20 protein-coding genes are annotated in these 21,896 nt (G+C 56.1%); 15 read left to right on the forward strand and 5 right to left on the reverse strand.

All coding sequences use genetic code 11. The features are described from left to right. Positions 1-31 precede the first annotated feature (31 nt). Genes GBEM_RS13280 through GBEM_RS13290 form a run of 3 tightly spaced genes read left to right on the forward strand, consistent with a single transcriptional unit; the run spans position 32 to position 2,405 of the window. Positions 32-691 carry a TRAP transporter small permease gene (locus tag GBEM_RS13280; protein ID WP_012531089.1) on the forward strand — a complete coding sequence of 220 codons (660 nt, stop codon included), beginning with the start codon at positions 32-34 and terminating at the stop codon, positions 689-691. Further along, entirely contained in the window at positions 688-2,076 is a 1,389-nt protein-coding gene (locus GBEM_RS13285; RefSeq protein WP_012531090.1) for a TRAP transporter large permease, read from the forward strand. Before GBEM_RS13280 ends, GBEM_RS13285 begins: the two co-directional genes overlap by 4 nt. A gap of 2 nt (positions 2,077-2,078) precedes the next feature. Beyond that, a complete protein-coding gene (locus tag GBEM_RS13290; protein ID WP_012531091.1) occupies positions 2,079-2,405 on the forward strand; it encodes a hypothetical protein in 327 nt (108 codons plus the stop codon). 88 nt (positions 2,406-2,493) lie between these two features. Here GBEM_RS13290 and GBEM_RS13295 read toward each other — a convergent pair whose 3' ends face one another. Then, on the reverse strand, positions 2,494-3,066 hold the full coding sequence (locus GBEM_RS13295; protein WP_012531092.1) for a YcbK family protein: 573 nt from the start codon (positions 3,064-3,066) through the stop codon (positions 2,494-2,496). Positions 3,067-3,300: 234 nt separating this feature from the next. Here GBEM_RS13295 and GBEM_RS13300 point away from each other — a divergent pair, with 234 nt between their 5' ends. Continuing rightward, the gene (locus tag GBEM_RS13300) at positions 3,301-3,612 is read left to right on the forward strand and encodes a hypothetical protein (RefSeq protein WP_012531093.1); all 312 of its coding nucleotides are present in this window, start codon (positions 3,301-3,303) and stop codon (positions 3,610-3,612) included. Positions 3,613-3,694: 82 nt separating this feature from the next. Here the strand turns inward: GBEM_RS13300 and GBEM_RS13305 are convergent, their stop codons facing one another. After that, a complete protein-coding gene (locus GBEM_RS13305) occupies positions 3,695-4,396 on the reverse strand; it encodes a helix-turn-helix domain-containing protein (protein WP_012531094.1) in 702 nt (233 codons plus the stop codon). Between the two features lie 247 nt (positions 4,397-4,643). Between GBEM_RS13305 and GBEM_RS13310 the strand changes: the two genes are divergently transcribed. Next, positions 4,644-5,801: a PQQ-dependent sugar dehydrogenase gene (locus GBEM_RS13310; protein WP_226373862.1), complete on the forward strand. Its 1,158-nt coding sequence runs from the start codon at positions 4,644-4,646 to the stop codon at positions 5,799-5,801. Between the two features lie 234 nt (positions 5,802-6,035). On the opposite strand, the gene GBEM_RS13315 is transcribed toward GBEM_RS13310, so the two are convergent. From GBEM_RS13315 to GBEM_RS13325, 3 genes are all read right to left on the reverse strand, one after another. Then, a complete protein-coding gene (locus tag GBEM_RS13315; RefSeq protein ID WP_012531096.1) occupies positions 6,036-6,815 on the reverse strand; it encodes a DUF2459 domain-containing protein in 780 nt (259 codons plus the stop codon). 224 nt (positions 6,816-7,039) lie between these two features. After that, positions 7,040-8,929, reverse strand: a complete 1,890-nt coding sequence (locus GBEM_RS13320) for a UvrD-helicase domain-containing protein (protein ID WP_012531097.1) — start codon at positions 8,927-8,929, stop codon at positions 7,040-7,042. Between the two features lie 137 nt (positions 8,930-9,066). Continuing rightward, a complete protein-coding gene (locus GBEM_RS13325) occupies positions 9,067-12,210 on the reverse strand; it encodes a PocR ligand-binding domain-containing protein (RefSeq protein ID WP_012531098.1) in 3,144 nt (1,047 codons plus the stop codon). A 478-nt stretch (positions 12,211-12,688) separates the two neighbouring features. Between GBEM_RS13325 and GBEM_RS13330 the strand changes: the two genes are divergently transcribed. The 10 genes from GBEM_RS13330 to GBEM_RS22095 all read left to right on the forward strand — a co-directional run bounded on the left by GBEM_RS13330 (position 12,689) and on the right by GBEM_RS22095 (position 21,810). Continuing rightward, positions 12,689-13,054, forward strand: a complete 366-nt coding sequence (locus tag GBEM_RS13330; RefSeq protein WP_012531099.1) for a hypothetical protein — start codon at positions 12,689-12,691, stop codon at positions 13,052-13,054. Between the two features lie 1,317 nt (positions 13,055-14,371). After that, complete coding sequence (locus tag GBEM_RS13335; protein WP_012531101.1) at positions 14,372-15,064, forward strand: Npun_F0296 family exosortase-dependent surface protein; 693 nt, start codon at positions 14,372-14,374, stop codon at positions 15,062-15,064. Positions 15,065-15,568: 504 nt separating this feature from the next. Next, on the forward strand, positions 15,569-16,258 hold the full coding sequence (locus GBEM_RS13340) for a response regulator transcription factor (RefSeq protein ID WP_012531102.1): 690 nt from the start codon (positions 15,569-15,571) through the stop codon (positions 16,256-16,258). After that, positions 16,255-17,613, forward strand: a complete 1,359-nt coding sequence (locus GBEM_RS13345) for a sensor histidine kinase (RefSeq protein ID WP_012531103.1) — start codon at positions 16,255-16,257, stop codon at positions 17,611-17,613. The genes GBEM_RS13340 and GBEM_RS13345 overlap by 4 nt, the downstream gene beginning before the upstream one ends. Before the next feature lie 48 nt (positions 17,614-17,661). After that, on the forward strand, positions 17,662-18,900 hold the full coding sequence (locus GBEM_RS13350; RefSeq protein ID WP_012531104.1) for a cytochrome c: 1,239 nt from the start codon (positions 17,662-17,664) through the stop codon (positions 18,898-18,900). A 75-nt stretch (positions 18,901-18,975) separates the two neighbouring features. Continuing rightward, complete coding sequence (locus GBEM_RS13355; RefSeq protein WP_012531105.1) at positions 18,976-19,704, forward strand: family 16 glycoside hydrolase; 729 nt, start codon at positions 18,976-18,978, stop codon at positions 19,702-19,704. Between the two features lie 273 nt (positions 19,705-19,977). After that, positions 19,978-20,274: a type II toxin-antitoxin system RelE/ParE family toxin gene (locus GBEM_RS13360; protein ID WP_012531106.1), complete on the forward strand. Its 297-nt coding sequence runs from the start codon at positions 19,978-19,980 to the stop codon at positions 20,272-20,274. A gap of 3 nt (positions 20,275-20,277) precedes the next feature. Then, positions 20,278-20,580: an addiction module antidote protein gene (locus GBEM_RS13365; RefSeq protein ID WP_012531107.1), complete on the forward strand. Its 303-nt coding sequence runs from the start codon at positions 20,278-20,280 to the stop codon at positions 20,578-20,580. A gap of 453 nt (positions 20,581-21,033) precedes the next feature. Further along, on the forward strand, positions 21,034-21,537 hold the full coding sequence (locus GBEM_RS21270; RefSeq protein WP_148212916.1) for a hypothetical protein: 504 nt from the start codon (positions 21,034-21,036) through the stop codon (positions 21,535-21,537). A 156-nt stretch (positions 21,538-21,693) separates the two neighbouring features. Then, on the forward strand, positions 21,694-21,810 hold the full coding sequence (locus GBEM_RS22095; RefSeq protein WP_449727599.1) for a helix-turn-helix domain-containing transcriptional regulator: 117 nt from the start codon (positions 21,694-21,696) through the stop codon (positions 21,808-21,810). The last annotated feature ends 86 nt before the right edge of the window (positions 21,811-21,896 follow it).

Genomic DNA, 21,896 nt, shown 5'->3' on the forward strand with positions numbered 1-21,896 from the left:
TTTTCCGCCATCCGCTCCAGGAGAAGACAACATGATGAAATATCTTGATCACCTAGAGGAGGCTATCATCACCTTCCTTATTGGTGCGGCCACCCTGGTCATTTTTCTTTCGATTCTACATCGTTATGCGGCGGGGCTTCCTATCCCGGGGCTCCAGGACTGGCTGATCGACATCCGGTTCAGCTGGGCTCAAGAGCTTTGCATTTATATGTTCGTCTGGATGGCTAAGTTCGGGGCCGCCTACGGCGTGCGTTCCGGCATCCATGTGGGGGTGGACGTTCTGGTGAACAGGCTCCCGGCGGAGTGGCGCACGAAAGGCGTCTTGCTGTCTATTCTCTGCGGCGTCATCTTTACCGGCATCATCGGCACCCTCGGGGCCACCTTCGTCTGGGAGAACGGTCTTCACTACGCTCTCTTCCATAAGCTGGGCATCCCCACGGGAGATGTTCCGGAAGGGCCCATCACGCCGGACCTCGAGTGGCCCACCTGGTTCATTTATTCCGCGGTTCCTCTGGGCTCCTATCTGATGTGCTTCAGGTTCCTGCAGGTCGGTTGGCGCTTCCTCAAGACAGGAGAGCTGCCGCACAGCCACGATGAATCGCACGTAGAGGGCCTTGAGGAAGAAGCCATCGAGCATTCCCCGCTTACCCAGAGCAAACCCGATCTTGCCGCCGGAGGTACCGCAAAATGAGTATGGAGAACATCGCAACCTTACCTCTTATGAGCAAGCCCAAGGCCGCCGGGTGGCTGATCGGGATTGCCGCGGCGCTACTCGCCGTCGGGTTCATCTACGGCAACGTCGGCATCGTCTTTGCGCTTCTTTTGGCGCTGATGCTGACCGGGGTGCCGGTCTCCATCGCGCTCGGCCTCACCGTTTTGACCTTCCTCTACCTTTTGACCAACGTACCGATCGAGGCGGTCGCGCTCAAGCTGTTTACCGGGATCGAGAAGTTCGAGATCATGGCCATACCCTTCTTCATCCTTGCTGGCAACTTCCTGACCCATGGCGGGGTGGCGCGCAAGATGATCGACTTCGCCACCAGCATGATCGGGCACCTGCACGGAGGACTCGCCCTGGCAGGTATCCTCGCCTGCGCCATGTTCGCCCTTGTCTGCGGGTCGAGCGTTGCCACAGTGGTCGCCATCGGCTCCATCATCCTGCCGGCGATGGTGCGGCACGGCTACCCCATGCGCTTCGGAGCCGGGGTCATCGTCTGCGCTGGATCTCTGGGCATCCTCATGCTGCCGTCTATTCCGAAGGTCATCTACGCCATCTCGACCAACACCTCTATCGGCGCCCTGTTCGTGGCAGGTCTGTTCCCGGGAATTCTGCTCACCATCATGCTCTGCGTGGTGACTTGGTACGTGGCGAAGAAGCGCAACTACCCGCGCCTTCCCAAGGCGACCTGGGCGGAGCGTCTGGTCGCTTTCCGGAAGAGCGTCTGGGGGCTGATGCTGGTGGTCATCATCATCGGCGGCATCTACTCCGGCGTCTTTACTGCAACTGAAGCGGCTGCGATGTCGGCGGTCTACGCTTTCTTCATCTCGGTCTTCATCTACAAGGACATGGGGATGAAGGACGTGCCGCGCGTCCTGCTCAAGTCCGCCAACCTGAGCGCCATGCTGCTGTACATCATCACCAACGCGGTGCTGTTCTCGTTCCTGATGTCCCATGAGAATATTCCCCAAGCGATGGCCGATTGGATCCTCGGGAAGGACCTGGGCGTGGTCGCCTTCCTTATCTTCGTGAACCTTGTGCTTTTGCTGGCCGGCAACGTCATGGAGCCGTCGTCGATCATCCTCATCTTCGCACCGATCCTCTTCCCGGCTGCGATGAAACTTGGCATCGACCCGGTGCACTTCGGCATCCTGATCGACGCCAATATGGAGGTCGGCCTCTGCCATCCGCCGGTAGGCCTCAACCTGTACGTCGCCAGCGGCATCTCGAGGTTGAGTATCAGTGAGTTGACCATGGCGGTAATGCCATGGCTCATGACGATGATCGTCTTCCTGATCATCGTCACCTATTGGCCGTCGCTGTCCATCTGGCTGCCGAAGGTTCTGGGGATGATGTAACTATGCCCAATCACCTCTTGATCTATGTCATCGTTGCGCTGAACGCAGGTTGCCAGGTGATGCTCATCTGGCGGCTGAAACTGGAGCGGGCCATGAAGTGGACCTTCTGTGCCTTGTCCCTTGGCGTTCCGCTGCTGGTCGCCGTCGCTGTGCGAGTACTGGTAGCCACGGGGGTGATCCACGCCAGGGTCGCCGAGCAAAGCGGAATCGAGCACTTCGTCACCATCCTGGCCAGCGCGCTGCTCATTGCCGGACCGCTGCTGGCGACGGGTTCTGCGGTGATCTACCAAAGGAGCAAGCGAAGCGAACGGCTACTGCAGGCACAGTAGCCGTATAAAGCGCTCAACCAAAAGGGGCCTGTCCATCCGGACAAGCCCCTTTTTCTGTACTGATATTGCTGATGAAGGTGCCGACGATTCAGCCCCAGGTTCTGAAGTTGCCGGAGTCGATGTGGACAAATCCCGGTTGGGGGTAGTAGCCGACCCCGCCGGCGGCGAGGGTCAGGGCGGAGCGGCGGATCTGGTCCAGCCCGAAGCTCGGTATGGCAAGGTCGATCGCCCTCCCTTTCATATGCAGGCTGTCCTTCGCCACGCCTTTGGATTTGCTGCGCAGCATCGCATTGTAGGCGGGGGAGCGGTAACCGGAGATGATATGGATCTCGTTGTTCCCGCCGAGCGTGTTGTCGAGCCGGTTCAGGTACTCGATCACCCTTAGGTCCATCTTGGTCATTTCGTTCGTGTAATGGCAGCGAAAGAGCCAGTTGAGCGCCTGCAGCGCCTCCTGGCAGTATTCCCCCATGGCGTTTCTGTAGGTGACGGTGAGACGCTCGTTGAGGTTGAGGTTGTACAGGGAAAGCTTCCCTTCAGCAAGAGCGCCCGCTTCGTTCCCGTCGACAATTTTGGCAAAGGTGGATTTAGCACCCAAGAGAGTAGCGGCGAAAAAAGCCGACGACTTCAGAAACATCCTGCGGCACAGCATTGTATCTTTCAAACAAATCTCCTCAAAAACGGATACTTACCTCCAAGACGCCCTACCTTGCTACCATAATGCAGCCCACGATGTCAACCCGCCCGAGAAAATTCACGCTTTGCCTCTATCCTGAGCTTTTACTCAGATGTCCTCAGATTTTCTCCTTGTGAATGGTTTCAGGTTTAAGTTGCTAATGTGGCTTTTAGTGATTTTCTCTACGAGGTGGCGCCAATCCAGAGATGAACGGGACCTGCCATGAAACTACCCTATGCCACGAAAACCACTGCCATGATGTCCGGAATGAGCCTGGCCGTCATGCTGTCTACGGGTGAGCACCTTACCGGCCCGGTGAGCGCACTCTGCAGCATAACCGGAGCCATCTGGTTCCCGGTCTCCATAGCAGTATTCGTCCACGGCAAGCAGACCATCGAATACAAGATCCAGTCGTTGCGGGGCGAACGACCCTACATCGACATCCCCAAAGACATTACCCCGCGCGCCCTGATCTGGTTTTCCTCCACCCTCGCCACCGCTTGGGCCCTGAGCCGCTGGTTCGAGCAAGGCTAACGGCACGAAAAAAGGGGCGGCTCTTTCCGGAGCGCCCCTTTCCCTGCATCACCTATCGCAATCCCAACTTGTGCTTCCCTTGTCAGGAGTCAGACGAGGGAGTCCCGTCTCCAAGTACCTGCCTGATCGCCATTATCATCTCAACCGGAGAAAAGGGTTTCTGGATCATCTTGAAATTTTCCTTGGCCTGCAGATGGTCCGGGCGGTACCCGCTCATAAAGAGGACCTTCGCTTCAGGGTGCAACTCTTTTATCTGTCTGAAACAGGTGAGTCCGTCCTTGCGCGGCATGACCACATCCATCACCACAAGATGAATGTCGTTGTGGTTCTGCTTGTACTTCTCCAAGGCATCCTGCCCGTCTTCCGCGAGGATGACCGTATAGCCGTAGCTGGCGAGGAAGTCGGAAAGCATGTCCCTGAGCTGCTTTTCGTCATCTACAACGAGGATAGTTTCACTACCCTGGTAGCTAGTATGCCCGTTGTTCATCATAATCTCCATGCTGCTGATCCAGTCGATCTTGCCGTAACCGCCGTCGTTCCTCAGCTTTTCAGGCGTGTTTATCCTGAGGATAAACTCCGCTTCGTAAAGAAGACTCGACGCAGTGGAATTCAGCGCACCCGCGAGAGCGAAAACAGATACAAGGCTAGGCTGTTGTTTGCCGCCCTCAAGGTTCGAGATGAATTTGCGGTCCAGGCAGCTGGCTGTGGAAAGCTTTTCCTGAGACAGGTTACGCTCTCTTCTCAGTCTTCTAATAACTATTCCAAACGCCTCTTCAATGGTCACTAATCGAGCCTCCGGTAATGTGGACATACTTTATATCAGAACTTATTTAAAATTACTGTAGACAATTAACCTCATTACCATGAAAACACGTCAATGTAAACGTTGCAAGAACGTTACCCGATCTATTCGTGCGGCTTTTACTTCGGATCGTTCCGTGACAGATTCCCCCTCCAATTTCTCACATACTGAAGGTGATATAATCTGCGTTTTGAAATATCAGGCAAAAAGAGGTGGAGTTATGACAAGCATGCGGAAACTCGTCCTAAATGTGGCTGCGGCCTGCGCCTTGGCAGCCGTCTTTGCGTCCGTCGCCTGCAGCAGGGAGAACGGGCCATCAACGCAGGCAACGGGGTTCCCGACCAGCATCACCCTGACGCCGGTTGCCAAGGGGCTGAAGCAGCCGACAGCCATCGCCAACGCTGGGGACGGGACCAACAGGCTGTTCATCCTGGAACAACGAGGGACGGTGCGGATACTGCGCAACGGCGTTCTCGGCAGCGAGCCTTTCCTCGACATTCGGCGGCAGGTAAGGTCAGGCGGGGAACAGGGGCTGCTGGGGATCGCCTTCCCCAAGCAGTTCCGCTCCGCCAAAACCTTCTACGTGAACTACACCAACAGGGTCGGCGTAGGGAACACGGTGGTAGCGAGTTTCAAAGTAAGCACAGACCCCGACCATGCAGATAACGCCTCGAAAAGAGAGATACTTGGCATCGTCCAACCCTATGCCAACCACAACGGGGGGGAGCTGGCCTTCGGGCCCGACGGTTTTTTGTACATAGGGACCGGCGATGGGGGGAGCGCGGGGGACCCGCACGGAAACGGGCAGAAGCGTAACACGCTGCTGGGGAAGTTGCTGAGGATAGAGGTAGGAACGGGCGCAGCCCCCTATGCCATCCCCAAGGGCAACCCCTTCGGCAACGAGATATGGGCCTACGGGCTGCGCAACCCCTGGCGCTTCTCCTTCGACCACGTGAGCGGGGACCTGTACATTGGCGATGTAGGTCAGAACGAGGTGGAGGAAATCGATTACTTGGCGACAGGCACCGGTAAGGGAGCGAACTTCGGTTGGAACGTCATGGAGGGGAGTCGCTGCTTCAAGAAGGAGAAGTGCGACAAGGCCGGCATGGTCCCGCCGGTTGCTGAATACTACCACGGCAAAGGAGACTGTTCTGTGACCGGCGGATATGTCTACCGAGGGAAGCTGGAGCAGCTAAAGGGCATCTATCTTTACGGAGACTTCTGCAGCGGACGGATCTGGGGGCTGCGCCAAAGCGGCGGTAGATGGGTGAGCCGGCTCCTTCTTGAGACTCCATACCGGATTTCGACGTTCGGTGAGGATGAACAAGGTGAGATTTATGTAGCCGACTACGGCGAAGGCACAATCTATCGCATAGGCATCCCATAAATCAGCCAATACTGAGTGAGCAAAGAAACTCTTCAGTCACAACGTGAGCGACATATGGCACAGGGATGCGAGATATCACACTGCACCTTTTCAATGAGGCAGACGCACAATTATAAAAGTTTAAATTTGCGCTTTACATAAGTAACAGGTCATGATACAACTTTAATCACCTGGTTGGTTGATTGAAGTTGTTTGACCCTACCCCCTGTTTGCCTGGCAGGGGGTTTTTTTTTGTCACGGTAGGCCTCCTAGTCCATCAGCCATTACCCAGCTCCCCCCTGTTTCCTCGGTAAATGTCCGTAACTTCAGATACTCCTTTTTGGCAGCGTTTACCTGTCTAATTACACTTGCGGCGCGCAAGGTGAAGACGGTGTCCATCGGCACGCCGCCACTCTTCAGCATCTTCGCTGTCCATCTGTTGCATGTATTGGTGATGAGATAATAATCTTCAGCCTTGAAGAACCTGTTTTCTCCCGTCGGGCGTCCCTGCAACGGATAGGGGCTGTTATTTCGGTCGAACGTGAAGCTTGCGCGCAATTCCTTTTTCAAATGCTGCAGACCCGTTTCCGACAAGTTGAGCTGGATGACGCCTTTACAGTTGTAGAACGTTGCTGGAGGTGTCGGAAGGGAAACGACATGCATCACGCTCGGGTTTCTCCAAAAGACAGCCTTCAAGAAGATGGAGGCGGTGATTTTTTTCGCTTGGTAGAATTCCGCCTCACCCCAGCCGAACTCGTAGAACTGGCCGGGGTTGACATAGTGTTGGACAAAACCAAGTTCCGGTCCCAGATTTTCCTTCGACAACACGATGCCGGTGTGCCATCCGTGGGTTACCACGTAAATCGACCGCTCCTCGGCCTTTGAGGCAGGCATATATTTCCATTTATTGTCCGAGGCACATCCCGTCAGGCACGACATCAGCACGAGGAAAACAACCAGCAGCGCCCGCCCTTCTCTCAGCAGCAGGCGCTCCCAGGGCGACATCCCTGTATGTGCGAATTGTGTTTTTTTCATGTGCACCTCCCGGCCTTAATAATGCCAGAAAGCTCTTCATTGCCTATGCCCTTGAGCTCGTTCTCAAGGTCCACCTTGGGAACGCAATGCCGACACGAAACTCCAGCTTCCCCCGGATAACAACTTGAAGCTTGCATCCTTGGGTTCCCAAGCTGGAGCTTGAGATGGGAGAGGGTGCCCGAAGGGCGGGTGAGGGAAGGTTTTTTGATCCCTTTTGCTTCCTTTCAACCAAGCCCCTTCGCCAACGCCTGATGGTGAACGATGTGCAGGGTCTTGCAAGCGCGTGTAATCGCCACGTAAAGCAGGTTCCTATCCGGCTCCGTCTGGCGGTAGTCGTACGAGCTGGGGTTGTAGAGGATGACGTGGGAGAACTCGACCCCCTTTATCGCATGAGCATGAATCACCTGGACGCCGGGCGAAAAGGATATCTCCCCCTCCGGGTGCAGCCCTTGGACGCCGGCAAGCGCGGCATGAAGTGCCTTTACGTCTGCTTTCTTCTTGCAAATTACGCCGGCAAGAGAGCCCGGAGCAGCCTGTACTAGTCCTTCAACGATCTGCCGGATCTTCGCCATCGACTCCGCGGCGTTCTTAGTCGCGTGAAACTCAACCACGCCGGTGTGAGCCTTCGAAGTATCGACCTTCCTGCCGCTGACCTGGGCAGCGAGATCGACGATTTCCTTGGGGCAACGGTAAGAAACCGTCAGGTTCTCCTTTTCGAGCCCCTGCGAGTGGAGCTGGGCCATGACGCTCGAAAACCCTTGGGAATCGAGGAAGCTGAGGATCTGCTGTTTCTCGTCGGCACATATGGTGATGCTGCGCGCAGGGGAAGTAGCGGCCACGATGGTACGCAGTTCGAGCGAGGAGAGGTCCTGCGCCTCATCGACCACGATGTGGTCGTAGGCGTTCAGCGCCCCCAGGACGACGGTCCCGGCAGGTCGCCGCAGTTGTGCCAGACGCAGCAGGATGCTGATATCCGAGAAAGAGAGCACCCGCTCCTTTGCTTCGAACTTCCTTTGGGCCTCCTGCTGGAACGCCTCCCCTGAATCAGGAAACAGCGCGGCAACCACGTACTCCTGCATCAGGAAACGCCAAAGATCGGTGACTGGTTCTATCTTTGCCGTCTCCTTCACGTACTTGGCCAGCATGGCCGGCATCATGCTGCTTTTCTTCTGCGCGCCAAAGGGGTCGTCGAAACTCGTTTTGAGCGAGTGGACACCCAGAGCGGCAAGGGCCGTCAGCGACCAGGCGCTGTAGGTATCCACCCGGACCGGTCCAAGAAGGGTATCGCTGCTCTGCTTCACGTAGTCGCGCAGCACCCGGTTGAACATGAGAACGACGCAGCGCTCCGGGCGGTACTTCTCCGGCGCGTCGAACATGAGAAAGGAAAGCCGGTGCAGCGCCACAGTGGTCTTCCCCGCGCCGGCCGCTCCGTTTATCACCACCACCCCTTCCCTCTGCTTGGTAATAGCCCGGAACTGCTCCGGGGAGATCAGGGACGCAATCGAATCCACCATCCGGTGGTCCTCGGTCCGCTCCTTCGTATCCGCGCTCGTCTCGCAGGCCGATCCGTTGTTATGCCACTCCCCGCCGCGCAGCTCGTACACCTCCGAAGGTGTCTCGATCCGGTTCAGGGCCTTCCTGTTTATGGTCACCTTGTCCCTGCGGGTGATCACCCCTTCCCTCTCGACACCTCTGATGGTGAGTTCGTACTCCTCGCCCACGTCATAACCCTCGTAGAAGGGGCCGGTGATCTCGGCCTTTCTCCAGTCGACGATGGCGACCCGCTGACCGTCCATGAGCGTCTGGTTGCCGATCAGGTATTCTTTTCTGCCGATCCTTCGATCGTTGTCGTGGATGCCGAGAATGCCGAAGTAAGGGGAGGCTTGCTGTGTGTATTCGTGAAGGTATTTGCGTGGAGAGTGGTGGCCGTGCTCAACCAGCTTCTCGGTGAGGTCGTTCTTCTCGTGCCACCCCACCGCGTTAAGGCGCTCCTGTTCCAGTTCCTTCGTATATGCTTCGTGCTTCGCTATCGTCCGCAGGCGGTCGACCGCGTACCGCTCTATTGCCTCATGAATCCCGTCCAGCCGCTTCACTTCCTGTTGCACAATTTCCATCAAATCTCCACCAGCAGCGTGTCTCAGACGGCATACGTCGCAGCCGTTACTTTTCGAAAGGTCGGCATTTTGTCAGATCTCGCGGCGGACATCAATCCTTTCTTGAAGGTGGGCTCCCTGAAGCGCCGTCTGCCTTCTCAGCGGTCCAGCATCTCCCTGACCTTGCGCAGCAGTTCCATCGGCTGAACCGGTTTCATGACCAGTTCGATCCCCTCTTCCGACACCCCTCGGTTCTGGATGAAGTCCGCGGTATAGCCGCTCGAATACAGCACCTTCACACCCGGCTGCAGCAGCGAGATCTCCTCATAGGCCTCCTTGCCGTTCTTTTTCGGCATGATCATGTCCATGAGGATCATCGCTATCTTTTCCCTGTTGGCTGCGAACTTCTCGACGACATCCTGTCCGTCCACCGCCTGGATCACCTCATAACCGTACTGGCTAAGGATAGACACCGCGAGCTTGCGGACTTCCGCATCATCCTCGGCCAAAAGGATCGTTTCGCTTCCCCCCATCGGCGCCTGCACCGGAACGACCTGGGGATCCGCCCCGCCCCGTTCGGCCTCCTGCACCGGCAGGTAAATCCTGAAGGTGGTGCCGTGCCCGGGCTCGCTGTAAACGTTGATGATCCCGCTATGCTGCTTGATGATGCCGTAGACGATTGCCATGCCGAGGCCGGTCCCCTTGCCGACCTCCTTCGTGGTATAGAACGGCTCGAATATCCTCTTGCGGGTCTCCTCATCCATGCCGCTGCCGCTGTCCGACACGGTTACCACTGCATAGCGTCCCGATTCCGCTCGTCCGAACTCGTGGTCAAAGGGTGCGTCCACCGTCTGTAGCCCCGTCTCGATGGTCAGTATCCCCCCTTTGTTCATTGAATCCCGCGCATTGGTCGCTAGGTTGATCAGCACCTGCTCGAGTTGCCCCACGTCGGCGTGCACGATGAGACGGTCCCCGTAGGTTACGGTTTTCAAGTGTATGTCCTCTCCGATGACCCTGAGGATGAATTTCTTGAAGTTCTCGATGACCTCGTTCAGGTCCACGGGTTCCAGGCAGATCACCTGCTTGCGACTGAAGGCGAGCAACCCCTTGGTAAGCTGCGCCGCACGTTCAGCCGAGGACAGGATATGATCTACCCATTCCTGCTGTTTCGTGGTGAGGTTTTCTTTCATCATGAGCATGTTGCCGTAGCCGGTGATCACCTGCAGGATGTTGTTGAAGTCGTGGGCGACGCCGCCGGCCAGTTGTCCCACCGCCTCCATCTTCTGGGACTGCCGGAGCTGTTCTTCGAGGTGGATGCGCTCGGCAAGCATCCTGGACAACTTTATGGAGGTGAAACTGAGCGTGGAAACCATCTTGGTCAGTTCGGCGTAAAATTTCATCCCCGCGTCAGCCGCTTCCCTGGTGAAACGAGGTACCCGATCCAGCGCGGCCAGGTACTGCGCCTCGTCGAACCCGTAGCGCCTCCCCTGCTCACGGAAAAACTCCAGGTCGGGCGGGTCGTCCTGGTAGAAGAACTGCCCGATGAAGACGTTGCCGAGATGCTTACCCCCCACCTCGATGGGAGTCACCATATCCCACATGTTGTTCTTGCAGCGGTAGAGTTTGTAGGTTCCCGCCGCCACCCCTTCGGTAAGGACGGTGTCGCTTTCCAGGCAGTTTTTGCATGCCTCGGGGTGGACCCTGTGGAACTTGGTGCAGATATCCTGCCACCCTACTGCAACCAGCACCTTGCCCGAGACATCGAGAACAGCCCCCAGCATCCCGGTAATTCTGTAGAAATCCTCCATCATGGCCTGGAGCATCTCGCTGTCGATGATATCCGAGAGTTCCAGGGCGCCGATATCCCCTTCCGGTTCCAGGATCGCCTTTAATTTGTGCCGAACGGTCTCCTCGCTCTTTTTGAGCGCGACCTCGGCCCTACTGCGTTCCTCGACCTCCTCCTCGAGCAGCATTGTCTGCTCCTGCAGCGTTTCCTGTGCTATCTCCCGCTCAGCCAGTTCCTCCTCAAGCTGTGCGCTTTTTTTCTTCACCTCGTCCTCGAGCAGCTTCAGTTCGGTGATGTCGGTCGATATGCCGCAAAGACCATATATGGCGCCGCTTCGATCCCGGAGCGGGAGCTTCACCGTCCAATAGCTGTGCGGCTGCTCGTTCTCTGCCGCAAGGTCGGTCTCTTCCCTTTTGACCGTGAGCCCCTCCTCGAGCACCGGACGGTCGCTGAGGACTATCTCCTCCACCGATTCCGAGGAGAAAAAGGCGGCGTCGGTCTTGCCCACGATCATTTCCTCGGGTTTACCGAACAACTCGCAGACCTTGCGGTTCACATAGGTGTATCGGTAATCGGTGTCCTTTATGAAGATGTGGGCGCCGACGTTGTCGAGGATGGTGTCGAGGCGCAGCTTGCTTTCGCGTAACGCAGCCTCGGACTCTTTGCGTTCACAGCTGCGCCTGTAGAAGAAATAGGCGGCAAGGCACGCCACGAAGAGCGCGAAGGGAAGCAGGTACTTCAACATGTCTATCAATGTCGGCTCTTTGGTCTCGTACACGCCGAACCATTTTTGGTACAGCTTGTCGTAGTCCCCGTCAGCCTTGGCCAGGGCCAGCCCCTCGTTCAGCGCGGCGAGGAGGTCCGAGTCGCCTTTGTGCACGCCGAAGGTGAACTTCTGCGCATAACCGGCCTTGATGCCCAAGGCCCGGACGTTGTCGATGCCGAGCTCCCGCAGCGTCTGCATCCCGGCAAGCTTGCTGAGCAGCATGGCGTCGTGCTTACCGGAGGAAAGGAGCCTGAGCCCTTCACGGGCGTCGTCGACAAGCACCAGTTGTTTTTGCCATCCTTTGGAGACCGCGTATTCATGGGCCAGGTCCGATTTGAACACGATGATGGACTTCCCCGCCAGGTCCGCCTCGGAGCTGATGCTGGAGTCCCCCGTGCGCACGAAGATGGCGCCGTTGACGGTGACGTGCGGGACGCTGAAGTCGGTGTAGCGATGCCGCTCGTCGGAGGTGGCGATATTAATCAGGACGTCGACCTTCCCGTCCCTGAAATCCTGGAGCAGTTCACCCCACGGCCTGACCCTCATGGTATATTTCAGCCCCGCTTCCCGGGCAACTTCCTTCCAAAGCTCCACCGCGAAACCGCCGGCAGTATCGTCGGTACTGCCGATGGAGAAGGGAGGAAAATTTTCCTCGCTGCCTACCACGAGCGTTTTCTGGAAGAGATCGGCGGCCGACGCCGTGGAGACGGAGGCAAGCAGACATGCGAAGAGGATGAGACGTTTGAGCATTCCTGGTCCTTTAGTGATGTGAGGTTTATAGGCCGAGGCACACCGGCGACGATTGCCTCCTCAATATCCTCATAGAAGACCTCAGTGAATAGATTCACTGTCTCAAAGACTGGCATAAGCTGCAGAAGGCTATTAATGAGTAGAGGACCAACATAAGATAACAGATAAAACGGACTCGTAAAGAGGCCCATGTAAGTCATAACAGCGACACACCCATAAACAAAGAGGCAACAGCATAAGCTGCAACCTCTTTGTTCGTTCGCTCCTCAACCTTCCTCACTGGGCAAATTCAGGCTCTGCCCCCTCTCCCCCCTTTTGCAACCTTGCCGATGCAAGATCATTCCTGTATCCGCAGACGCGTCCCTCATGCCCAGGAAAGCCAGTCGTATTTTTTTCTTCGGAGCACTTGCCATTAAAATAAACCAATATAAGATTGGGGCGTGCAAGGGTGACCGACCAACAACAGCAAGGAGGACCTATGCTACAGCTATCTTTAGACCTGTCAGGTAAGCCCGCTGTGTTCCTGAGCAACTCCCTCCGCTACTACAACGGGTTGAGCAGCCTGGCGATTTACCGCAACCCTCCCGAGCAAGCAGTTTCTCTAGTGCGGCTAAAAGAGGGGGTAGATCTGTACGAGCTGAAAATGGAGGGCGCCGTAAATTATGATCGCCTCCAGATCAAGTTACGAGACGACGCGCGGAAACAGCTCACCGATCTGTTCAAGAAAATCCTCGCCTACCTGCAGATGGTTGCGACGGAAGAAGACATCCCCGCGCTGATGCAGGCAGGGATCGAAGTGAAGGGCCGTGCTCCCAGGAAAAAGACGGTGGTTGCACCGGCATAGAGTTAAACAACACAATCAGGTGGCAAGTTTTCGCAAAGCGCCTTCAGGAATCCCGAAAGCTTATCCGGTTCCTGAAGGCGTTTTCGTCCCCACTCCCTCAAAGGCACTCACCACAGAGGTACACAGAGGTACACAGAGGTACACAGAGGAACCACAGAGGAAAGGCAATAGGCTAAATCCTGTTTTTACCACGAAAAATCTTGTGATTTTCCTGCTTCTGTTTTTCCTCTGTGATCCTCTGTGTTCGCAGCCCCCCGCATATCAAAATTGGACAGCGGTGTTCGCGAGACGCTGCTCCCACCAACACACTCCGTACTCCCACCCTCGTTGATTGATATCCATATGGGTTTCCTCGGGCCTCCGTTTCCGCTGATTAGATCTCCGTTGAGTGTAGCTGGCGTGACGTATAATCTTAACGGTATGCCGCTTTACCTTAGTTGGAGCTCCGTTCAAGGAAGTTGGAGCGCCGTTATGTCTAGATGGCGCTCCGCTTAACTTTTTCGTAGCTCCATGCAACATAAACGGCATGCCGCAATTTCTATTTGGCACTCCACTTTTACTAATCGGAGGTCGCAGTTTCGGTTGAGCGTCGTACCGTACAAGTAAATTGGAGCACCAGTTAAACTAACCGGCATGCCACATAAGTTAAACAGCCCTCCACTTTTGTTAACCGGAGCACCACTTTTGTAAAACGGACCTCCATCACAGCCTATCGGTCTGCCATAAAAATGAAATCGGCGCTACCTTACAACCTATGGGAGCTCCCACTCCCCTCGAACAGACCACTGTTAAATTTATCCGGACCTCCAACTTCTTTACACGGCATGCCATCCATGGTGAACGGAGCATCAACATTTTTAAACGGCATGCCGCTTAGCTTGATCGGACCACCGGTTTTGTATATCGGAGCACCGTCTTGGTTAAGCGGAGCACCACTTTAATTGAACGGCCCTCCGTTTTAATTGAACGGCATTCCATATTTCGGAATGCTATCTCTGCCATTGTTGAATCGCGTCCCGGGTCATCGGATCGGAGAGGGTGGAGGACTATGGTGACACCTTATTTTAGCCGGAGTGGTGTCAGCCGGCGCAGTATACCTGCCGTGGGCTGCAACATCGTCCACCGTGGTTTTGTAACCGAATGGTGTCAGATATTTTTACACGATGTCTGTCGAGGATCTTTACATCTCGAGCATCGCAGAGTCCGCCTAATGTTGTAGTGGTGCAGATAGATTAGTTTTTTTTATTTGGCAGGTAATTTGCTGTAGACCTGACAGCGTTAGAGCACACTATACCCCGGTTGAGGAGGAGCACAGCTATGAAAAAATTGACGGCACTACTTGCAGGAGCGATGTTATCGCTGGCAGCAGGAGGGGCCAGCGCTTACACCATTAACTACAACTTCGCAGCGCCATTGCCTGTGAACGGGGGGTATAGTTCTCCGTACAGTGGCGTTCAAGTAGAAACTTTTGACTCTGCTCCGCTTTGGGCCTGGTCGGGGGACTATACTATTCGTACCGGCTCAGCAAGTGGCGTAGCAGCTGCTCCGGCATACATGAATCCGCTGTCAACTGCCGATGCTACCCGATATATCGCAGTACCGTATAGGGATTCGACCGGTACTGCTATAGCAACCCGGACTCAGGCGTTGCTCGGCGATACTTTTAACTATTTCGGACTCTGGTGGGGCTCTATTGATGGGGTCAACGGCGGTCTCGGAATCAACAATGTGCTCCAGTTTTATAATGCCGGTAACTTAGTTGAAACCGTCACCGGGGCCCAAGTCATTGATCCCTTAAAAGCCTCCGGCAGCTGGACCAGCGCTGACAACAACCGGTATGTTAACCTTTTGGATCTTCCCGAGTTTGATTCATTCTCGCTCACCAGCTATGGTCGAGCCTTCGAGGCAGACAACATCGCTGTTGGTGTAGTCCCGGAACCTTCCACCATCCTCCTCCTCGGTGGCGGTCTTGCCGGTCTTGCCTTCTGGAGAAGAAGGAAAACCGCGTAAATCTTATCAGTAGTGCCGCACAAAAAGAGCCTTTATAGGAGGGAGCTCTTTTTGTGCGGCACATCCCCTCTCGGTAGCGAAGGCTTTTCACGCTCTTCCCCCAGGAAAAGAACCTCGCCGATGAAGCTCTGTCCTGCCCCCTCTCTCCACTCGCATTCCTAGCCATTGACAGATTATTAGCCATTGATGATTTCTAACAACGTGCGGGCGTCAGCGTCACGATCGATGATGCCCTCTCCTCTTTCTGCAGCCCAAACGACTCCGCCGCGAGAGATTCCCAATAATCGCGCTACGTCTGCCCCGTTTTGCCAAGACGTGCCTGTTGCCATCCAACGTAAGTCGTCGACAACACGACCCGGACCATTCTCTCCCCCGCCTCTTTGGTAACTATTCCAGTACCGGCAGCTTCCTCTAGCCACCAAGGCAATCCTGAATTTTTCGTCAGAATAACTTCAGTTGTGAAACTGGAAACTTTCTATAACATTAAAGACAAGGAGGGAGCTGATGCACATTCTGGTGATCGAGGATGAGCCTAAGGTCGCGGGAGCGCTGAAGAAGGGGCTGGAGGCGGAAAACTATATGGTTTCAGTCGCCGGCAGTGGTGAGGACGGGTTCTTTCGGCTTAATACGGAGGTCTTCGACCTTGTCCTTCTTGACCTGATGCTACCGGGGCGCGATGGAATAGAGGTTCTCACCGCACTTAGAAAGCAGGGGTTCGACACGCCAGTTCTGATTCTCACTGCGCGAGATTCTGTCGATGACCGAGTCCTGGGGCTTGACAGCGGCGCCGATGACTATCTGGTGAAACCGTTCGCCTTTCCGGAACTGCTGGCCCGGATACGCCTCGTCCTGCGCAGGGAGAAGAAAGAGAAAGAGCAGGTGTTGAAGCTCTTCCTCGCCGACCTCGACCTGGATTTGGTGACACGAAAGGTGGTGCGCCACGACCAGGAGATCGAATTGACTGCGCGGGAATTCGAACTGTTGGAGTACCTGCTGCGCTACAAGGGCAACATAGTGTCGCGTGAAATGCTGTCGAGGGACGTATGGCAGGTTAAGGATCGCTCCACGCCGCTGGATAACGTCATCGACGTCCATATTGCACGCCTTCGGCGCAAGATCGACGGTCCCTTCAAGCTGAAGCTCCTTAAGACGGTGCGGGGTCTGGGCTTCACCGTGAACGGTGAGGTGATATGAGCCTGAAGCTAAGCATACGCCTGCGACTGACCCTTTGGTACTCCGCAGCCCTTGCGGCAATCATCCTCTGCTTTACCCTCGGGGTCTACTGGTCGGTGCGCTCCAGTTTGCTGAGCAGCATGGATGCCCAGTTGGATCGTGACTTGGCTACGGTTACCCGGGTTGCCCGGGACCAGCCCAATGAAATAAACGAACTGGCCCAGCACGGTTCGGTCGATCTGTTCCAGGTGCGAGATGGAAATGTCGTGCTGGCGGAAACGGGGGATTGGAGCAGGGCAGCAATGGAAAAGGCTCCGCCCTCCCCGACTCACCAAAGGCCATGGTCATGGGTTGCGTCAAGCGGCCTCGGATTTCGTCTGAAGGCGTTAACGATTACGGCACCGGGGCACGCATACCTGATTACGGTCGCTGAGGACGAGGCGAACCTTCGTGCCAGTCTGAAAAGCCTCAGCACCGTCCTTTCCCTTGGAGTGCCGTTGGCGCTGGTTCTGGCGCTGATAGGCGGCTACCTCTTAGCCGGTCGCGTCTTGGCGCCCATCGAGACCATGGCGGGGAAGGCCCGAGAGATCACGGCGGATCGGCTTTCAGAGCGGCTGCCGGTCGAGCAAGATGACGAATTCGGCAAGCTTGCCCAGGTCTTCAACCAAACCTTCGCCCGTCTGGAGGAGTCGTTCGACAGGTTGCGCCGGTTCACCTCGGACGCGTCCCATGAACTGAGGACGCCACTCACTGCGATTCGGAGTGTGGGAGAGGTAGGGCTGCGCAAGGGTCTGGATGCCGACGCGCTGCGCGAGGTGATATCCAGCATGCTTGAAGAGGCGGACCGGCTGACCAAGCTGGTGGACAGTCTGCTGACCTTGAGCCGGGCGGAATCAGGGACGTTAAAACTGAGGCCAGAGCCGACCAACCTGGTCGCCTTGGTGTCGGAGGTCATCGAATGCCTGGAGGTGTTAGCGGAAGAGAAAGAGCAGAACATAGCACTGATGGCCAGCCAAGAAGCGGTTGCAGACATCGACCGCGGGACGATACGCCAGGCGCTGATGAACGTCCTGGACAACGCGATTAAGTACTCACCGCAGGGAAGCCGGATAAGTGTCTGTGTCGAGGTATCTGCCGGCGAGGCTACCGTCGAGGTCAGTGACGGTGGCCCCGGTATCGCCCCCGAACACGCCAAGAAGGTATTCGACCGTTTTTACCGCATCGATAGCGGGCGCTCCCGGGAGGTGGGCGGAACTGGCTTGGGACTGGCCATCGCGAGATGGGCGGTGGAGGTAAACGGAGGGCGCATAGAATTGGAGAGCGAGCCTGGCAAGGGGAGCATCTTCAGAATCGTACTCCCGGTCCGGGAATCTTAACCATTGGTGCAGCATGATCAACAGCAATACGACAAAAGGAGGAATTTGATGAGAAAAACTGTCGCAGCAAGCATCAAAACCGGAATGGCGCTCTTACTGGCAAGCACGGCCACTGCCGCCATCGCCTTCGCGGAACCGACGACCTACCCCGAGGGGACCGCCACTCCCTCGCAAACCTGCGGGGCGTGCCACAAGGCAATCTACCGCGAATTCGCCTTCGGCTTTGGCGGTGATATCCACTACAAGCCGACCACCATTCCGCAGAAGGAAGGGGAGGCGATTCCCATGCCGGCCGGGGTCTCGGCCACGGCGACCGCCCACGCCTTCGCCGGCACCGAGCAGTACCCGATCCACGCCCGCGAGGCGGAGGAGGACGGGAAATCGTGCAATGTCTGCCATTACCCCGAGCCATTTGCCGTTCCGGACATCAACGTTGCCGAGATGACCAAGCCGAAGGGGCGCCCCAAGGCCACCGAAGCGGCGGGGATCACCTGCGCCAGTTGCCACCTGACTCCCGAAGGGAAGATCAGGGGGCCCCATAGCGTCAACGCTCCGCACGAGACCGTGGCCGACCCCGCGATTCAAACCTCGGCCATGTGCGCCTACTGCCACAGCATGGGGAAACGGGTAGTCGGAAAGCAGACCCAGACCTTCCTGGAGTGGCGCGAGGATTTCAACAAGCCGGGCCTGGGCAAGCAGCAGTGCCAGGACTGCCACATGCCGCGCACCATGCGCAAGGTGGCTGAGGACTTCAACAATCCCGAGCGTGCGGTGGCGCGCCACCTGTGGACCGGCGGACGCTCGCAGCAGAGGCTTGCCAGCGCTCTGAGCATGGCGATCAGCCAGCCTGACGCCGACAAGCCGGCCATCACCCTCCACGTTATCAACGTGGGCGCGGGTCACTCGGTGCCGACCGGTTCCAACCGCAGAGCGATCTACCTCAACGTGGTGGTGACCGACAAGAAAGGCAAAGCGGTCGCGAACAAAGAGTGGATGTTCGCCCCCTCCTACGGCAATCGCCCGGATGACAGGAAGTTCCTTGAGGAAGACAAGAAGCGTCCTGATGCCGTCGCCGCGAGCCAGGCAGATGCTCAGGGGCCGCACGAGGCAAACATCAGGGCCGGCGAGGAGCGTATTCTCCCTTGGGCGCCGGAGCTGAAGCCCGGCGAGTACACGGTGAAAGCCCGTCTCATCTACGACCTGAACCGCTACAACGCCCGCTCTTTCAATGAAGACCAGACGGAGATCAACAGCACGACCCTCACCATCAAAGTAAAAAAAGGATGATCAAGCTACGGGGCCTGGGCGAACCAGGCCCCGTTCATTTTCAAGGCAACAGCCGGCACTCTCCAGGAGTAGCGTATGAACCGTAACAAGACCCGATTTCTGTTAATGACACTGGTAGCAGTCGTGACGCTCGGAATGGACAGCTTACCGGCCCTTGCCAAGGACTCACGCATTATCGAGTTTAGCCGGGACACACCAGGAGCAGAGGCCAAGGCCTTCAGCTCCCTGATCGGTGTTTGGCACGTGGACCGGGACGGTGCCCGGACTGTGTACGCGGTGGACGGCAAGAACTGGGTACAGGGGGTCATGGCCCCAGCGGTGGGTGAAAAAGCAAAGTCGCTTTACGGGCACGGCGCTTCGGAGTTCCTGCGCAACCTGGAGAAATACCGCTACTTCCCGCTTACGGTTTTAAAGGAGGTCAAGGATTTCAAGGAGGGGATTATCGAGGTTACGTTCAAACCGGTGAGCGGCAGGATCGACCAAGCTGCTGGCATCGCTTTCAACATCAAGCCCAACGGGGATTACCTGGTCATCCGGGCCAACGCCCAAGAAGAGAACCTGGTCTTCTTCAAGCTGGACCAGGGTAGGCGCTCGACGGTGCAGTGGATTAACAAGGTGCCGGTTCCCTCGAACCGCTGGCAGACTCTGAAGGTGGTTGTCAACGGCAGGAAGATCGAGGGGTATCTGAACGGCACGAAATATGTGGATTACCTTTGGAGCGAGGACATCGACGGCAGAATAGGTCTCTGGTCCAAGGCCGACTCCTATGTCTTTTTCGACAAGGTGTCGGTGACAACCAAGTAAGGCCGCCTCACGGGAACTCTTTTTGTGCGGCACACACCCTACCCCATAGCAACGACACCTCTTCGGCAAATCCCGCTTTGTAGATACGGCGAATACATCACCTTCCCCCCGGCTGCAGCAGCGCGATCTCCTACTAGGCCTCCTTGCCATTTTTTTCCGGCATGCTCATGCCCAAGCTAGCGTGCCAGGTAGTAAGGGCACAAGTTTGTAGAGCGTGTGCTCGCACCGGCTGAGCCTCTTGCATTGTTGTAATCGTTCGACTACAATAAAGCTATGTATATCGTGAAAACGCTGCCTGAATTCGATGCCTGGTTAAATGGCGTCAAAGACCGCACCACTCGGTTGCGGCTGGCTCGCCGCCTTGACAAGGTCCAGCGGGGCAATTTGGGTGACGTGAAACCTGTAGGCCGCGGCGTTTTTGAAATGCGTGAGTTCTTTGGTTCCGGTTGGCGAATGTACTACGTGGAACGTGACAAAGTCCTTATCGTTATGCTCGGTGGTGGAGACAAATCCACACAAACAGCAGATATCGCCATCGCTTTGGAGCGGGCAGACAGATTGGAGGATTGACCCATGCCGAAAAAAATCGTTGTATCCGACCTGCCGGAATTCGATCTTGCTACACAGCTAAAAAATGAAGCCGACATTGCCGCGTACATCACCATGGTGATCGAAGAAGGTGACGCAGCAGAGTTGGCCCATGCTTTAGGAGTAGCCGCCCGAGCACGCGGCATGGCCGAAATTGCACAAGCTGCGGGGTTGACTAGGGAAGCGCTTTACAAAGCCCTACGTCCTGGAGCTCATCCACGCTTCGACACGATCAGCAGAGTTTGTTCCGCGCTTGGAGTCCGCCTGGTTGCACAGCCTCGCCATTAGGCATTGGAGAGTTGTTTCAAGTGGAGGGGGTGAACACGTGGCGTCTTGCTTCTCTAAGTGTGGTGAACAGCACCGGGCACGACGCGGCGAAAATGCTGCTGAAGAACAAAGCAGCCTTTGGGTTGGTAATGTTGGCAGATCCTGCCTGCCACTTGGAGCGCGAAGCGCATGGCCGGAAAGACAACGAAGATGACGTGGATTTGTAAATGTACAGGCGCGGACGCTGGCCAGTTGGTTGAGTTCCGCGCAATCGGGGCCGAAGTAAGTCGACGAAGTGACCAGCGTCCCCCTTCCCCCCCTCAGGGGCCGGTCCAGCTGTGAGTTGGGACATCATTTTGCTTGTAAAAATTCCGACACGTGATTTTCTTTACGGGTGCGTCTCCACGGGAGATAGCTGGATAGACAGAAATGGCGGGGGATGTTACAGAAATTAAAGGTATCTGGAGGCTTAAGATGACCTATCAGCCTGACGAGCAAGTGATTGGTAGCTCTGCATCCATGACAGTCAAAACAACAGGTAATCGAGTCGTCAATCCCAGCTCGCAAACAGCGCGCTATAAGACTCAGTGGTGTGCTCAATTTTATGCAGCTGCAGAACTGACACGCCGTGGTTATTTGGTATCGATGACTTTTGGTAACGCTACGGCATCAGACTTGATTGTCCAAAGCCCTGGTGGATACCCATTCACGGTTGATGTGAAAGGCCAGTCAACTAAAAACTTTTGGTTGATACAGCGCCGACCTGACAATGCCGCACACTATTTCATTCTTGTATACCTTCCACCAGCGTTTGAGCCACCCCGTTTTTTTGTGCTGTCATGCAGTCAGTTAATGGGACACCGCGCAGAATACGAACAAGCATCTACAGTACGAGGGAAGTACCGTGATGATCTTGGTGGGATGAATTGGTCAACTGCACTGTCGCATGAAGGGCAGTGGGAAATTCTGCCGGAATAGTGCCGGAACTATTTCCAGGCAAGTTCGGCCGATATGAACCGTCAGTACCCCAGGTTCTGAGGGGGCCGCTGGTCACTTCGTTCAATTTCTTTTTGATTCTGTTCCTAGTAACTCAACCAACTGACCAGCGTCCCCCTCCCCTTCCAAGCTGCGGGGTTGACTCGGGAAGCGCTTTACAAAGCCCTACGTCCCGGAGCTCATCCACGCTTCGACACGATCAGCAGAGTTTGTTCCGCGCTTGGAGTCCGTCTAGTTGCACAGCCTCGCCATTAGACTCGCTCTCTTACCCCGCTTCTTTCAGTGGACGGACCAGCCGTAAATTGGACAATCTTTCTGTCTCCATTGTTGAAGACTGACCC

The sequence above is a fragment of the Citrifermentans bemidjiense Bem genome (genome assembly GCF_000020725.1).
Taxonomy (GTDB): domain Bacteria; phylum Desulfobacterota; class Desulfuromonadia; order Geobacterales; family Geobacteraceae; genus Geomonas; species Geomonas bemidjiensis.